The organism is Nonomuraea sp. NPDC003709, from assembly GCF_040610775.1.
Lineage (GTDB): Bacteria > Actinomycetota > Actinomycetes > Streptosporangiales > Streptosporangiaceae > Nonomuraea > Nonomuraea angiospora_A.
Window position 1 is genome coordinate 26,549 of the sequence record NZ_JBEXMW010000015.1, and the last position, 14,178, is coordinate 40,726.

Genomic DNA, 14,178 nt, shown 5'->3' on the forward strand with positions numbered 1-14,178 from the left:
CTTCATCCGATGAAATGTCATCTTCATCGGATGAAATGCTATGAAAAATCAGGCGGGAGCGGTAGCGTCCGGAGCGTGGCAATCGATCCCAAGCGGGACAGGCACGCCCAGGTGGTCCAGGCCCTCGGCCCCCGCATCGTCACGGGCGAGCTCGCTCCCGGCACGTCCATCCCGATCGAGGAGGACCTGGTGGGCGAGCTGGGCATCGGCCGCTCCGCGGTCCGGGAGGGCGTGAAGGTCCTGGCCGGCAAGGGCCTGCTGGAGACCAGGCGGAGCGCGGGCACCAGGGTGCGCCCGCGCGAGTCCTGGAACCTGCTCGACCCCGATGTCCTGAGCTGGCGGTTCGAGCCCGAGCCGCGCCCCCGGGACATCCAGATGCTGGCCGACCTGCGGGTCGCGCTGGAGCCTGGCGCCGCCAGGGTGGCGGCCGAGCGGGCGGACGCGGCCGCGGTGCGGCGCATCGACGAGGCCCTGGCCGCGCTGTACGCCACAGCCGACGACCCCGAACCCTTCATCGAGGCCGACCTGGCCTTCCACAAGGCGGTGTTCGCCGCGGCGGACAACGACCTGCTGCTCTACATCTACGACATGATCAGCATCGCCCTGCGCTCCGTACGGCAGGTGCACACCCGTTCGGTCGCGCACAACAAGGAAACGCTGCCCGGCCACGAGCGCGTGGCGCTGGCGATCAGGCGACGGCACCACCGCAAGGCCGAGGAGGCCATGCGCGAGGTGGTCGAGGTCGCCCGCGCCGACGCCGAGCAGCACGTACGCCTCTGCTGCTAGCTATCTCCAGCAAGAAAGAGCTGACTTTGGACGTCCTCATCGACGTGGACGGCCCCGTGGCCGTCGTCACCCTCAACAGACCCGCCAAGCTCAACGCGATCACCCCTGACATGGCCGCCGCGCTGCGTGCCTGCCTGGGCCGGGTGGACGCCGACCCCGCCCTCCGGGTCGCGGTGCTCACGGGCGCGGGCGAGCGCTCGTTCTGCGTCGGCAGCGACATCCGCGAGCTGGACGAGTACGCCACGCCGTGGGAGTTCCGCAACCGCGGCGACTACGGCGACGCGGTCCGCGCGCTGCGCAAGCCGATCATCGCGGCCGTCAACGGCTACGCCTACGGTGGCGGCCTGGAGCTGGCCATGGCCTGCGACATCCGCCTGGCGGCCGAGACGGCGACGTTCGCCGCGCCGGAGATCAAGCTCGGCTGGATCGGCGGCAGCGGCCAGTCGGCGCTGCTGGCCCACTCCGTCGGGCCCGGCAACGCCGCCACGATGCTGCTCACCGGCGACCCCATAGACGCCGCCCGTGCTCAGAGCTGGGGGCTGGTCACCGACGTGTTCCCGCAGGAGAAGCTGGTGCCGGCGGCTCTCGAACTGGCCGCGACGATCGCCAGGCGACCGCCGATCGCCGCGCAGACCGCCAAGGCCAACCTCAAGGCGGCCTACTCGATGCCGCTCGACCAGGCCATCCAGTACGAGCGCGACCTGCAGACCGTCTGCTTCGCCACGGAGGACGCGGCCGAGGGCCGGGCCGCCTTCGCCGAGCGCCGCGAGCCCGTCTTCGAGGGGCGCTGATGGGCGTCCTGGACGGCTACCGCGTGGTCGACCTGTCCATCGCCATGGCGGGCCCGCTGGCCGCCATGCGGCTGGGCGACCTGGGCGCGGACGTGGTCAAGGTGGAGCCGGTGACCGGCGAGTGGCAGCGGCACGCCCCGGCGGGCGGGGCGACGGGGAACCAGGTGAACGCCTCGTTCCTGTCCCTCAACCGCAACAAGCGCAGCCTCGCCGTCAACCTCAAGTCCGAGGAGGGCCGCGCCATCGTGCACAAGCTCGCCGCGACGGCGGACGTGTTCCTGCAGAACTACCGCGCCGGCGTGGCCGAGCGGCTCGGCATGGACTACGACACGATCCGCGCCATCAACCCGGGCATCGTGTACGTCTCCATGTCCGGGTACGGCGAGACGGGCCCGTACGTGTCGAGACCCGGCCAGGACCTGCTCCTGCAGGCCATGAGCGGCGCCATGCTGAGCACCGGCCGCGACGGCGACCCGCCCGCGCCCGCCGGCACGTACGCCATCGACGCCATCACCGCCTACAGCGCCTTCGAGGGCGCGCTGGCCGCGCTGCTGCACCGCGAGCGGACCGGCGAGGGCCAGCGGGTGAGCGTCAACATGCTGGACGCGGCCGTCGCCGTGCAGATGCAGGAGCTGTCGATCTTCACGGTCGGCGGCGTGCCGCAGCGGCGCGGGCACGAGCCGCACGGCCACACCTACATCCGCGCGCCGTACGGGGTGTTCGCCACCAAGGACGGCTACCTCGCGCTCGGGATGCCCAGGCTGGACGCGCTCGCGGTCGCGCTCGACCTGCCGGAGCTGGCCGCCATGGACGGCGACGCCGACGGCCACACCCGGCGCGACGAGATCACCGCGATGGTCGCCGGGCGGCTGCCGGAGCGGACGACGGCCGAGTGGCTGGAGATCTGCGCCCGCCACGACCTGTGGGCGGGCCCGGTGTACGGCTACGCGGAGCTGGTGGCGGACCCGCAGGTCAAGCACAACGGCTCGTTCGTCACGTACGAGCACCGCACCGAGGGCACGGTCACCACGCCCGGCTTCCCCTACGGCTTCAGCGCCACCCCGCCGCGGGTGCGCCGCGGCGCGCCGCTGGTCGGCGAGCACACGAGGGAGCTGCTGGAGGAGCTCGGCTACCCGCCGGAGCGCACCGCCGAGCTGGTGGCGGAGGGCGTGCTGGCATGCGAGGACTGACCTGGGACCATCCCCGGGGGTACGCGCCGCTGGACGAGCTGACCCGGCTCGACCTGGCCGGGGACAACCCCTACGGGGACGTGCCGGAGCCGATCGAGTGGGACCGGCAGCCCCTGGAGGGGTTCGAGTCGGAGCCGATCGCGAAGCTGTGCGAGACGTACGACGTGCTCGTGATCGACCATCCCGGGCTGGGCGCGGCCATGGACGCGCTGGTGCCGATGGACGAGCTGTTCGACGAGCCGGTGGAGACGCGGTTCGTCGGCAGGAGCTACGAGAGCTACCACCTGGAGGGCCGCCAGTGGGCGCTGCCGCTCGACGCCGCCACCCAGGTGAGCGCGGCCGGGCCCGGCATCGAGGTGCCGAGGACGTGGCCGGAGATGGCGGAGTTCGCGCGGGACGCGCGGATGGCGCTGTGCCTGGGCGGGCCGCACGCGTTCCTCATGTTCTGCGCGCTGTGCTCGGGTGACTTCCTCGACGAGGCGGCCGGGGAGCGGGCGCTGGAGCTCATGTCGGAGCTGCTCGCGCGGGCCGACCGCGACGTGTCGCTGCTCAACCCGATCGGCGTGCTCGACACCATGACGGCCGGCGGGGTGGACTTCTGCCCCCTTCTGTACGGCTACGTGACCTACCCGCTGACCTTCTCGGACGCCCCCGCCTGGCCGGGCGAGCCGCCCGGGAGCGTGCTCGGCGGCACCGGGCTCGTGGTCTCCAGGCGGCGCATCGGCTCGATCCGCGAGGCCGTCCGCGCCCACCTGCGCCGCCTGGTGTCGGAGCCCGTGCAGACGAAGCTGTTCCCGGCCACCGGCGGGCAGCCCGCGGCCCGTTCCGCCTGGCGGGGCGACCCCACGCTCGCCACCCTGGAGGCCGCCTGGATCAGGCCGCGCTTCCCCGGCTACATCGCCCTGCAGGAGCGGTCGTCCGCGCTGGTCCGCGACGGGCTGCTCGCCCGCGTCCGGCCCCGCGACCTGCTCAGGGACCTGCACAAGGAATGGAGGCAGACATGACCACGGCGCTCGTGACAGGCGCCGCCGGAGCGCTCGGCAGGGCGATCGTCCGCCGGCTTGCCGCCGACGGCCACCAGGTGGCGGCGCTCGACCTCGACGCCGGCTCCCTCGACGGCGCGCTCAACCTGAAGGTGGACCTGCGCGACCCGGCCGCGATCGAGTCCGCGTTCGCCGAGACGGCCGCGCGGCTCGGCCCGGTCGGCATCCTCGTCAACAACGCGGCGATCTATCCCGCCAGGCCGTTCCTGGAGGTGCCGCTGGCCGAGTACGAGGACGTGCACGCGGTCAACCAGCGGGCCTACTGGCTGGCCGCCCAGCACGCGGCCGGGCAGATGACCTCGGGCGGCGCGATCGTCAACATCGCCTCGATCACCATGCACGGCGGCTGGTCCGACCTGGCCGCGTACGTGGCCACCAAGGGCGCGGCGGCGGCGCTGACCAGGGCGCTGGCCCGCGAGCTGGGGCCGCGGGAGATCCGGGTCAACTGCGTCTCGCCGGGCGCGTTCCCGACGGCGGCCGAGGAGATCCACGAGGACCCCGAGGCGTACAACCGGTTCGTCCTGGAGCGGCAGTCTCTCCAGCGGCGCGGCACGCCCGACGAGCTGGCGGCCGTGGTGTCGTTCCTCGCGGGCCCGGACGCGTCGTTCGTCACGGGCCAGACCATCGAAGTCAACGGAGGGTGGGTGATGGCATGACGCCGGACCGCAGGCGGCTGGCCGAGCTGACCGGGGACCTGAGCGCGGCCGGCGGGGTCCGGCTGGTGACGCTCGGGGACGGGGTCGAGCGGGGCATCAGGACGCTGGAGTTCCGCACCGGCTCGGGGCTGGCGTTCGACGTGCTGGTGGACAGGTGCATGGACATCGGGCACGCCGAGCACGCCGGGCGCTCGTTCGGCTGGCGCTCCCCCACCGGCTTCCGCCACCCCGGGCTGCACGAGAACGCCGACGAGGACGGGCTGTCCTGGCTGCGCTCGTTCTCCGGGCTCATCGTCACGGCCGGGCTCGACCACACGCTGTTCGGGGGTGAGGTGCCCGCCGGCACCTACCGCTACCCGCCCCGGCAGTCGGTGCGGCACGGGCTGCACGGCCGCGCGGGCAACCTCCCGGCCCGGCTCACCGGGTACGGCGAGCGCTGGGACGGCGACCGCTGCGTGCTGTGGGCCGAGGGCGAGGTGCGCCAGGCCGCGGTGTTCGCCGAGAACCTGCGCCTGGTCCGCCGCATCGAGGCCGACCTGGGCGGCGACGAGATCCGGCTGGTCGACACCGTCACCAACGCCGGGTTCGAGCCGGCGCCGCACATGTTCCTCTACCACATCAACCTGGGCTGGCCGCTGCTCGACGAGGGTGCCCGGCTGGAGGCCGACATCCGCGAGACGCTCTGGCAGAGCGACAGCGTGGCCGAGCAGAAGGCCGACCACGTGACCTTCCCCGGGCCGGCGCCGGGGTTCGTGGAGCAGGTGTACGAGCACGCGCTCAACCCCGGCGCGGACGGGCTGCACCGGGTGGCGGTGGCCAACGACCGGCTCGGGATGAAGGTCACCGTGGAGTGGCGGGCGGAGGAGTTCCCGTACTTCTTCGAGTGGCTGAACCTGCGCTCGGGCAACTACGCGGTCGGCCTGGAGCCGTCCACCCACCACGTGTCGGGCGACGCGGCGGCGCGGGAGGACGGCAGCATGATCTGGCTGGGCCCGCAGGAGTCGCGGACGTATCAGACGACCTTCCGCGTCTCCTAGTGCAGCCAGCACTGATGGAGACGGCCTAATGGAGACGGTACGCGCGGCGGGCCGTACCGGCGAAGACCTCGGCCCGCTCGCCTTCCGACAACCCGGCGCACAGGTCGTCCGCGGCCTGTGCGACCTGGTCGTACCCGGCCGCGAGCAGGCAGACCGGCCAGTCGGAGCCGAACATCACCCGCTCGGGCCCGAACGCCTCCAGGACGGTCTCGGCGTACGGCCGCAGGTCGGCCACCTGCCAGGACGCCCAGTCGGCCTCGGTGACCATGCCGGACAGCTTGCAGTAGACGTTCGGGCGGGCGGCCAGCTCCAGGATCCGGCCGCGCCACGGCTCCAGCTCGCCGGTGGCGATCGGCGGCTTGGACAGGTGGTCGAGCACGAACGTGAGCTCGGGCATGGCCGTCACGGTCTCGACGGCGGCGGGGAGCTGGTGCGGCAGCGTGAGCAGGTCGTACGCCAGCCCGGCGGCGGCCACCGCGGCGAGCCCGCGGCGCACGTCGGGCCGGGTGAGCCAGTCGGGGTCCGGCTCGGACTGGACGCCGTGGCGGACGCCCACCAGCCCGGCCGGCAGGCCCGCCAGGGTGTCGGCGGCGTCGGGCGCGGTCAGGTCGATCCAGCCGACGACGCCCGCGACCAGGTCGGACTCCGCGGCCAGCGCCAGGAACTCGCGCGTCTCGGCCAGCTCGGGCAGCACCTGCACCAGCACGGTCGCGGTCACTCCGGCCGCGGCCGCGGGCCCGGCGAGGTCGTCGAGGGTGAACGTGCGCCGGATAGGTGCCAGCGGCTCGGGGTCGAGCCAGCCGTGCGGGCGGGCGGCGAGGTCCCAGACATGGTGGTGGGCGTCGATGCGGGTCATGGCTCAGTCCAACTCGGTCCAGAGGGCTTCGGGAATCGGGGTGGCGGCCAGGGCGAGGTCCTCGGCCACCTCCTCGGGGCTGCGGGCGCCGACCACGATGCCGGTCACGGCCGGGTGGCGCAACGGGAACTGGAGCGCGGCCGCCGCGAGCGGCACGTCGTACGCGGCGCAGCGCTCGGCCAGGCGGCGCGCCCGCTTCAGCACGGGCTCGGGCGCCGGGGCGTAGTCGTAGTACGCGCCGGGCCCCGGGTCGGCCAGGATGCCGCCGTTGAACACCCCCGCCACCAGCACGCCGGTGCCGCGCTCGGCGCACAGCGGGAGCAGCTCGTCGGCCGCCGTGCGGTCGAGCAGGCTGTAGCGGCCGGCCACCATCACGCAGTCGACGTCGGTCTCCCGCACGAACTTGACCAGCATCTCGGCCTGCGTCATGCCGACACCGATCGCCCGCACCCCGCCCTGCTCGCGCAGCCGCGCGAGCGCCGGGTAGGCGTGCCGCACGGCCTCCTCCCAGTGGTCGTCGGGGTCGTGGATGAGCAGGATGTCGAACGCGTCGAGCCCGGAGCGTTCGAGGCTGGCGGCGAGCGAGGCGTAGACGCCCTCCACGGTGTAGTCACGCCTGGCGGGGCCGAGCAGCGCGCCGACCTTGCTGGACACCGTCGCCTCGGACCGGTCGACACCCGCGAGGAAGCTTCCCAGCCTCCTCTCGGCCAGGCCGGAGCCGTAGCGGGGGGCGGTGTCGAAGTAGCGGACGCCCGCGGACCAGGCGGCGTCGAGCGTGGCGGCGGCCTGCTCGTCGCCGACCGCGGTGTAGAGCCCTGCCAGGGGCGCGGTGCCGAGGCCGATCCGGGAAACGCCAACGCCGCTGCGTCCGAGTTTCTCCATGATCGGCAACCTAGCAGAGCTCCTATCTTTCGGCTAGATCTACGGGAGGTATGGACATCAGATGACTTCTTCGCGTAAAGATACATCCTACGTTCACCGCGCTTGTGGCGTCCCTGTGAGCGGCTGCTGAGCCGGACAGGTCGTACGCATCCATGCGCTCCCCCCTCCACCGTGTTCTGGAACAGGAGTGACGGTGTCCAACGACGGCTACACACGACGAGGCGTACTCAAGACCGGCTTAGGCGCCGCGGCCGGGTCCCTGCTCGTGACCACCCCCGCGCACGCCTCCACGGCCGCCGGCCCGCTGAAGCTCTGGTACGACCGCCCGGCGGCGGCCTGGCTGGAGGCGCTGCCGGTCGGGTGCGGGAGGCTCGGGGCCATGGTCTTCGGCGGCGTGGCCACCGAGCGCCTGCAGCTCAACGAGGACAGCATCTGGGCCGGCGGGCCGCACGACTACGACAATCCCGAGGCGCTGGCCGCGCTCCCCGAGATCAGGCGGCTGGTCTGGGAGGACAAGTGGCAGGCCGCCCAGAACCTGGCGGACAAGAAGTTCCTCGGCAAGCCCAGCGAGCAGGCGCCGTACCAGGTGCTGGGTGACCTCACGCTGACCTTCCCGGGCGCGGCTGAGTTCACGGAGTACCGCCGCGAGCTGGACCTGTCCCGGGCCGTCACGACGGTCACGTACGTGCGGGACGGCGTGCGCCACACGCGCGAGGTGTTCGCCAGCAACCCGGACCAGGTCGTCGTCGTCCGCCACACGGCCGACAAGCCGGGCTCGGTGACGTTCCAGGCGGCCTTCACCAGCCCGCAGGCGTCCTCCACCTCCTCCGCCGGCCGCGACTCCATCGCCCTTGACGGGGTCAGCACCGACACGCAGGGCCTGAAGGGCGAGGTCTGCTTCCGGGCCCTGGCCAGGGCGGAGGCCCGCGGCGGCGCGGTCCGCACCGACGGCGGCACGCTGATCGTCGAGGGGGCGGACGAGGTCACACTGCTGATCTCGATGGGCTCCAGCTACCGCAGCTACAAGGACGTCGGCGGCGACCCGGCCGAGGTGGCGGGCCGGCATCTCACGCGTGCGTGCGGGCAGCCGTACGAGGTGCTGAAGCGCAAGCACGTACGGGACTACCAGCGGCTCTTCGGGCGGCTCGAGATCGACCTGGGCTCCTCGGAGGCCGCCGCGCTCCCCACCGACCAGCGGATCGCGCGCAAGCAGCTCGACACCGACCCGGGGCTGGCCGCCCTGTACTACCAGTTCGGGCGCTACCTGCTGATCTCCTCCTCCCGCTCGCCCGGCTACGCCGCCAACCTGCAGGGCATCTGGAACGACTCGCTCACGCCCGCGTGGGAGTCGAAGTACACGATCAACATCAACTGCGAGATGAACTACTGGCCCGCCGCGCCCGCGAACCTGGTCGAGTGCATGGACCCGCTGTTCGACCTGATCAAGGATCTGGCGGAGACGGGGGCGAAGACCGCCGCGGCACAGTACGGCGCGAAGGGCTGGGTGGCGCACCACAACACCGACGGCTGGCGCGGGACGGCGCCCGTGGACTTCGCCTTCTACGGCGTGTGGCCCAGCGGCGGCGCATGGCTGTGCCTGATGCTCTGGGAGCACTACCTCTACACGGGGGACGAACGGCGCCTGCGCGAGCACTTCCCGCTGATCAAGGGGTCGGTGGAGTTCTTCCTGGACACGCTGCAGACCGATCCCCGGAGCGGCTACCTGGTGACGAACCCGTCGCACTCCCCGGAGGTCGGGCACCACGAGGACGGCGGCGAGAACGTCAGCATCTGCGCGGGGCCCACCATGGACATGCAGATCCTGCGGGACCTGTTCGGGGCCTTCTCGGAGGCGTCGGAGATCCTGGGAGTCGAGGCGGACATGCGCGCCAAGGCCGCGGACGCCCGGTCGAAGCTCGTCCCCAACCAGATCGGCCACCTGGGGCAGATCCAGGAGTGGCAGGAGGACTACCGGGGGGACGCGGCGCTCTCGCGCAGCCGCCACATCTCGCACCTGTGGGGCCTCTTCCCCGGCCACCAGATCGACCCGCGCCTGTCGCCCGATCTGGCCGCCGCCGCCCGGCGCACCCTGGAGCTGCGCGGCGAGGCGGGGGCCGGGTGGTCGCTCGCCTGGAAGATCAACTTCTGGGCGCGGCTGCTGGACGCTGCCGAGGCGTACAAGCGGCTGTCGAACCTGCTGCTGCCCGCCCGTACGGCGCCGAACATGTTCGACCTGCATCCGCCGTTCCAGATCGACGGCAACTTCGGCGGGACGTCGGGGATCACGGAGATGCTGCTGCAGAGCCACGGGGACCAGGTGCACCTGCTGCCCGCCCTGCCCGCCGCCTGGCCGGCCGGGTCGATCCGGGGCTTCCGGGCGCGGGGCGGCTTCGAGGTGGACCTGTCGTGGAGCGCGGGCGCGCTGACCGGGGGGCGGATCCGCTCGGACCTGGGCCGCGAACTCACCCTCCGGACTGCCGCGCCTGTGACGGTGACGTCGGGCGGGCGCCCGGTCACGGTCTCCCGCCCGGAGCCGAACGTCGTCGTCCTCGACACCCGCCGAGGCACCACCTACGACCTCACCCCGTCCCCCTGACCTCCGCTGCCCGCCCCCGCCCCGCCCGGGCAAGCACCCTGCCTGGGCGCCGGGCTCCACCGCACCCCGTCCGGACGCGGCGCCGCTCAGACGGTGGCGGTGGGCGGGGGTGGGGAGGTGCGGGTGCGGGGGCGGGTGCGGGAGGCTTCGCCGCGGGCGTGGGCGGCGAAGAGGCGGGCCGCCTCGTCCGGGTCGCCCGACGCCAGGGCCGCCACCAGGTCGTCGTGGTGGCCCGCCATGGCCGTCCAGTCCCCGTCGTACAGCGGGTTGCCCACCACGTGCAGGCTCCACAGGTTCGACTCGATGGTCCGCCACAGCCGCAGCAGGAACGAGTTGCCGCACGCCGCGCAGACCCGCCGGTGGAAGGCCAGGTCGGCGTCGCGGAAGGCGCCGATGTCCCCGTCCTGGGCGGCCTGCCGCATCGCCAGCACGTCGGCCGAGAGCTCCCGCAGGGTGTCGGCCTGGATGCGGGCGGCGGCGCCCCGTGCGGCATACTCCTCCAGCAGCACCCTGATGTCACGGACCTCCCGGGCCTGCTCGTCCGAGATCTCCGCGACGTAGCTCCCCCGGTTGGGATAGGAGATGACCAGCCCCTCGTGCGCCAACCGCTTGATCGCCTCACGCGCCGGGGCCTGGCTGGTGCCGACCCGGCGGGCGATCTCCGCTTCCACCAGCCGCTGCCCAGCCACCAGCTCCCCCGAGACGATCCACCCGCGCAGCAGCGCGTAGACGCGGTCGGACAGGAGCTCCCTGGGCAGCAGCCGGGCCGTGGGCGGCGCGATCTGCTGCTCCTGCCAGATCCGGGCCACCGTCGACTGCGACAGCCCAAGCTGGCGCGCCATCGTACGGGTCGAGGGCACGGCCGTGCCGACCGCCGCGGCGGCGATCACGCGCTCGGCCTCCTGCCGCTCCGCGGTGCGCGGGCGGCCGGGCCGGGGCGCGTCCGCCAGCCCGTCGAGCCCGCGCTCCACGAAGCGCGCCCGCCATTTGGCCACCGTCGCCGGGCTCACGTCGAGCCGGTCGGCGATCTCCTTGCGCGGCAGCCCGTCCGCGCAGGCGAGCACGATCCGGCTGCGCAGTCCCAGACCCCCGGAGGACCCTTCGGCCCACTCGCGCAGCGCGGTGCGCTCCTCCTCGCCCAGCATCAGCCGCTTGTCGTCATCGCGTCCAGCCACGGCCCCACCTTAACGTATTTATGACTCAGTCATCCGCTGGAAACTTATTTGTAGCACCACATAGCCCCTTGACGAGGCCATGTGACCAACGTATTAAATAATCGCTAATCGAGTATCGACCCATTAAAAGGCGTCGCAGATCTCGCCCCCTTGGAGGTGCGATGCGTTCCCCCCATCCATTCCTCACCCCCACAGCCCTCAGCTGCCTGCTCCTGCTCACCGGCTGCGGCGGGGGTGGCTTCGCCGGCGACTCGCAGGCCAAGCAGGGCGAGGGCGGCCAGATCACCGTGCGAATGCTGGTCAACATCACCCCGAACCTCACCCAGGCGTACTGGGACGGCCTGGTCAAGCCGTTCGAGCAGGCCAACCCCGGCGTCGACGTCAAGGTCGAGGCGCCGACCGGCAAGGGCGTGGCCGACACGCTGCCGCAGCAGCTCGCGGCGGGCAACGCGCCCGACGTGGTCGAGACGCTGACGGTGGACGAGACGCTCTCCAAGCAGATGCTCGACCTGACCGACCAGCCGTGGGCGAAGGACACGCCGCTGGCCAAGGAGGCGAGCCTGGGCGGCAAGATCTACACGGTCGGCGTCGGCGTGCAGGCGCAGTCGCTGGTCTTCTACAACAAGAGCGCGTTCGACAAGGCCGGGATCGACAAGCCGCCGGCCACGCTCGACGAGTTCGACGCCGCCATGGGCAAGCTCAAGACGGCCGGGTGGCTGCCGCTGCAGACCGGCGGCGAGTTCCTGACCGGGCTCCAGCTGCTGCAGTTCTCCGGACCGTCGCGCGCCCAGCTCCACCCCACCTGGCAGCAGGACGTCAAGGCGGACAAGCTCAAGGCCGGCGAGTCGCTGCTGCCCTACCTGGAGCGCTACCGCACCTGGATCGACAAGGGCTACGTCGACAAGAACGCCCTGGGCACGAAGTACGCCGACGCCGAGACCGCGTTCCTGTCCGGCAAGGCCGCCATGTACGTGATGGGCAGCTGGTTCACCGCCGCCGAGGCCAAGTCCACGAAGGACTTCGAGGTCGGCGTCTTCCCCGCCCCGGTCGACAAGGGCCAGGCGTACCCGGGTCCGCAGGGCGCCACGATGGCGGCCCCGTACATGATCCTCAAGTCCACCCCGAACAAGGACGCGGCCCTCAAGCTCGTGCAGTGGCTCGTCACCGACCAGGCGGCGGTCAAGAGCCAGCTCAAGCAGGACGGCAACTTCCGCGCCGGCGTGGAGCGCGAGTTCACCCCGCTGGAGAAGCAGGTGCAGCAGATCCTCGACAGCGCCCCCTCCGGCGTCCCGCAGGGCGAGGGGTACGGCGACGCGACCCTCCCCAAGGGCTTCAACGCCGCGTGGAACACCGAGGTCCAGGGCCTGTACGTGGGCAAGTCGCCCAAGGAAGTGGCCGAGGGCGTGGACCGCTGGCTGGCCGGCCGCAAATGACGCTCACCCGGGAAGCACCCCCAGCCATCCCCGAAGCTCCCGCCCTTCCGAAGACCAGGCGCGGTGACGGGTGGGCCACCACGATCATGGTCGCCCCCGCCACCGTCCTCTACACCGTGATGCTGATCGTCCCGGTCGGCCTGGCGCTCTACCTGAGCCTCACCGACTGGGACGGCTTCAGCGCCGACCCCGCCTTCGTCGGCGCCGCCAACTACCTCGACCTCCTCGACGACCCCGAGCTGCGCCGCGCCGCCCTCGTCACCCTGCTGGTCGCCGCCGCGGGCACGGCCGGGCTCAACCTGCTCGGCCTCGGCTTCGCCCTTCTGGTGAACGGCGCCTCGAAGGCGAACACGTTCTTCCGGATCGTCCTGTTCTATCCGCACGTGCTCAGCGCCCTCGTGGTCGGCTTCCTCTGGTCGGCGATCCTCGGCACCAACGGCGCGGTCAACAACCTGGTGACGAAGTGGGGCGGCGAGGTGCTGCCGTTCCTGTCGGACCCGGCGTGGGCCACGGTCACCATGATCGGGGTGCTGGTGTGGGCCGGGTTCGGGGTCAACGTGGTGCTCTACCTGGCGGGGCTGCAGGCCGTGCCGCACTCCCTGATCGAGGCGGCGCGCATCGACGGCGCGACGCGCTGGCAGGTGTTCAGGAACGTGACGCTCCCGGCGCTCGGCCCGTCCGTGACGGTCAACATCGTGCTGTCGCTGGTGACGCTGCTCAAGACGTACGACCTGGTGGTGTCGCTGACGGCGGGCGGCCCGGCCGGGCAGACGCAGACCGTCGCCTACCTCATCCTGTGGAACTCCTTCCACGACGCCCGCCTCGGCTTCGGCTCCGCGCAGTCGGTGCTGCTCATGCTGGTGACGGCGGCGCTGGCGTTCGTGGTGACCAGGCTGCGCAGGCGCGGGGAACTGGCGGTCCACCAGTGAGAAGGACGTTCCTCTGGGCGACCGTCGCCTTCATGCTCATCCCCCTGTACGTGCTGACCGTCAACGCGTTCAAGGGCCAGCAGGACATCCTGGCCAATCCGTTCGGCCTGGGGGGTCTCACGCTGGAGCCGCTGGGCAGGGCGCTGACGAACCCGCAGTTCAACGTGGTCAAGGGCTACGCGGTCACGCTGCTGTTCGTGGTGGCGGTCAACGTGCTGTCGGTGGTGCTGGCCGCGCCGGCCGCGTACGTGATCGCGCGCAGCCCGAAGCGCCGCTTCCGGGTGCTGATGCTGTTCTTCCTGGCCGGGACGTTCATCCCGGGCCAGGTGCTGGTCATCCCCGTCGTGTACGTGCTCAAGACCCTCGGCCTGATGGGCACCATCCGGGGGTTCGTGCTGTTCGAGACCGTGTTAACGCTACCGTTCTCGATCTTCCTGTACGCCGGCTACATCGCCACCATCCCGGCCGTGCTCGACCAGGCGGCGGCCGTGGACGGGGCCGGCAGGCTGCGTACGTTCTGGCAGATCGTCTTCCCGCTGATGAGGCCCGCGGTCGCCACGATGGTCATCCTCAACACCTTCTCGGTGTGGAACGACTTCGTGAACCCGCAGATCATCCTGGGCCCCGGCAGCGGCCTCTACACCGTGACCACCGGCGTCTACGCGGCCGTCAGCCAGTACTCCACCGACTACACGGTGGTCTTCCCGACACTGCTGCTGGCCATCGCCCCGCTGCTGGTCTTCTTCGTCTTCATGCAACGGCACATCATCAGCGGCCTGACCGCCGGAGCAACGAAAGGGTGAA

The 14,178-nt window shown here is 71.8% G+C and carries 13 protein-coding genes; 10 read left to right on the forward strand and 3 right to left on the reverse strand.

The features are described from left to right. Positions 1-75: 75 nt before the first annotated feature. The 6 genes from ABZX61_RS37650 to ABZX61_RS37675 are packed head-to-tail and all read left to right on the forward strand — an operon-like array spanning position 76 to position 5,503. Positions 76-786: a FadR/GntR family transcriptional regulator gene (locus ABZX61_RS37650; RefSeq protein WP_355201035.1), complete on the forward strand. Its 711-nt coding sequence runs from the start codon at positions 76-78 to the stop codon at positions 784-786. Positions 787-812: 26 nt separating this feature from the next. Further along, complete coding sequence (locus ABZX61_RS37655; RefSeq protein WP_355201037.1) at positions 813-1,577, forward strand: enoyl-CoA hydratase/isomerase family protein; 765 nt, start codon at positions 813-815, stop codon at positions 1,575-1,577. Then, positions 1,577-2,767: a CoA transferase gene (locus ABZX61_RS37660; RefSeq protein WP_355201039.1), complete on the forward strand. Its 1,191-nt coding sequence runs from the start codon at positions 1,577-1,579 to the stop codon at positions 2,765-2,767. The genes ABZX61_RS37655 and ABZX61_RS37660 overlap by 1 nt, the downstream gene beginning before the upstream one ends. Beyond that, entirely contained in the window at positions 2,755-3,771 is a 1,017-nt protein-coding gene (locus tag ABZX61_RS37665) for a hypothetical protein (RefSeq protein WP_355201041.1), read from the forward strand. The genes ABZX61_RS37660 and ABZX61_RS37665 overlap by 13 nt, the downstream gene beginning before the upstream one ends. Beyond that, entirely contained in the window at positions 3,768-4,466 is a 699-nt protein-coding gene (locus ABZX61_RS37670; RefSeq protein WP_350733786.1) for an SDR family oxidoreductase, read from the forward strand. Before ABZX61_RS37665 ends, ABZX61_RS37670 begins: the two co-directional genes overlap by 4 nt. Continuing rightward, on the forward strand, positions 4,463-5,503 hold the full coding sequence (locus ABZX61_RS37675; protein WP_355201044.1) for an aldose 1-epimerase family protein: 1,041 nt from the start codon (positions 4,463-4,465) through the stop codon (positions 5,501-5,503). The genes ABZX61_RS37670 and ABZX61_RS37675 overlap by 4 nt, the downstream gene beginning before the upstream one ends. Positions 5,504-5,528: 25 nt before the next feature. Here ABZX61_RS37675 and ABZX61_RS37680 read toward each other — a convergent pair whose 3' ends face one another. Next, complete coding sequence (locus ABZX61_RS37680; RefSeq protein WP_355201046.1) at positions 5,529-6,359, reverse strand: amidohydrolase family protein; 831 nt, start codon at positions 6,357-6,359, stop codon at positions 5,529-5,531. A gap of 3 nt (positions 6,360-6,362) precedes the next feature. Further along, positions 6,363-7,241: an aldo/keto reductase gene (locus ABZX61_RS37685; RefSeq protein ID WP_350733790.1), complete on the reverse strand. Its 879-nt coding sequence runs from the start codon at positions 7,239-7,241 to the stop codon at positions 6,363-6,365. A gap of 193 nt (positions 7,242-7,434) precedes the next feature. On the opposite strand from ABZX61_RS37685, the gene ABZX61_RS37690 reads away from it, so the two are divergent. Beyond that, entirely contained in the window at positions 7,435-9,837 is a 2,403-nt protein-coding gene (locus ABZX61_RS37690; RefSeq protein ID WP_355201048.1) for a glycoside hydrolase N-terminal domain-containing protein, read from the forward strand. Positions 9,838-9,923: 86 nt separating this feature from the next. Here the strand turns inward: ABZX61_RS37690 and ABZX61_RS37695 are convergent, their stop codons facing one another. Further along, positions 9,924-11,012, reverse strand: a complete 1,089-nt coding sequence (locus ABZX61_RS37695; RefSeq protein WP_350733793.1) for an FCD domain-containing protein — start codon at positions 11,010-11,012, stop codon at positions 9,924-9,926. Between the two features lie 161 nt (positions 11,013-11,173). Between ABZX61_RS37695 and ABZX61_RS37700 the strand changes: the two genes are divergently transcribed. Genes ABZX61_RS37700 through ABZX61_RS37710 form a run of 3 tightly spaced genes read left to right on the forward strand, consistent with a single transcriptional unit; the run spans position 11,174 to position 14,177 of the window. Continuing rightward, a complete protein-coding gene (locus ABZX61_RS37700; protein WP_355201051.1) occupies positions 11,174-12,445 on the forward strand; it encodes an extracellular solute-binding protein in 1,272 nt (423 codons plus the stop codon). Beyond that, positions 12,442-13,374 (forward strand): sugar ABC transporter permease, encoded by a 933-nt coding sequence (locus ABZX61_RS37705; protein ID WP_350733796.1) that lies wholly within the window; start codon positions 12,442-12,444, stop codon positions 13,372-13,374. The genes ABZX61_RS37700 and ABZX61_RS37705 overlap by 4 nt, the downstream gene beginning before the upstream one ends. Positions 13,375-13,406: 32 nt before the next feature. Continuing rightward, complete coding sequence (locus tag ABZX61_RS37710) at positions 13,407-14,177, forward strand: carbohydrate ABC transporter permease (protein WP_355201053.1); 771 nt, start codon at positions 13,407-13,409, stop codon at positions 14,175-14,177. Position 14,178: the final 1 nt, after the last annotated feature.

Coding starts and splice junctions, on each gene's coding strand:
- ABZX61_RS37665 (WP_355201041.1), top strand. CDS start 2,755: ATGCGAGGACTGACCTGGGACCATCCCCGGGGGTACGCGCCGCTGGAC.
- ABZX61_RS37700 (WP_355201051.1), top strand. CDS start 11,174: ATGCGTTCCCCCCATCCATTCCTCACCCCCACAGCCCTCAGCTGCCTG.
- ABZX61_RS37675 (WP_355201044.1), top strand. CDS start 4,463: ATGACGCCGGACCGCAGGCGGCTGGCCGAGCTGACCGGGGACCTGAGC.
- ABZX61_RS37710 (WP_355201053.1), top strand. CDS start 13,407: ATGCTCATCCCCCTGTACGTGCTGACCGTCAACGCGTTCAAGGGCCAG.
- ABZX61_RS37705 (WP_350733796.1), top strand. CDS start 12,442: ATGACGCTCACCCGGGAAGCACCCCCAGCCATCCCCGAAGCTCCCGCC.
- ABZX61_RS37670 (WP_350733786.1), top strand. CDS start 3,768: ATGACCACGGCGCTCGTGACAGGCGCCGCCGGAGCGCTCGGCAGGGCG.
- ABZX61_RS37680 (WP_355201046.1), bottom strand. CDS start 6,359: ATGACCCGCATCGACGCCCACCACCATGTCTGGGACCTCGCCGCCCGC.
- ABZX61_RS37685 (WP_350733790.1), bottom strand. CDS start 7,241: ATGGAGAAACTCGGACGCAGCGGCGTTGGCGTTTCCCGGATCGGCCTC.
- ABZX61_RS37660 (WP_355201039.1), top strand. CDS start 1,577: ATGGGCGTCCTGGACGGCTACCGCGTGGTCGACCTGTCCATCGCCATG.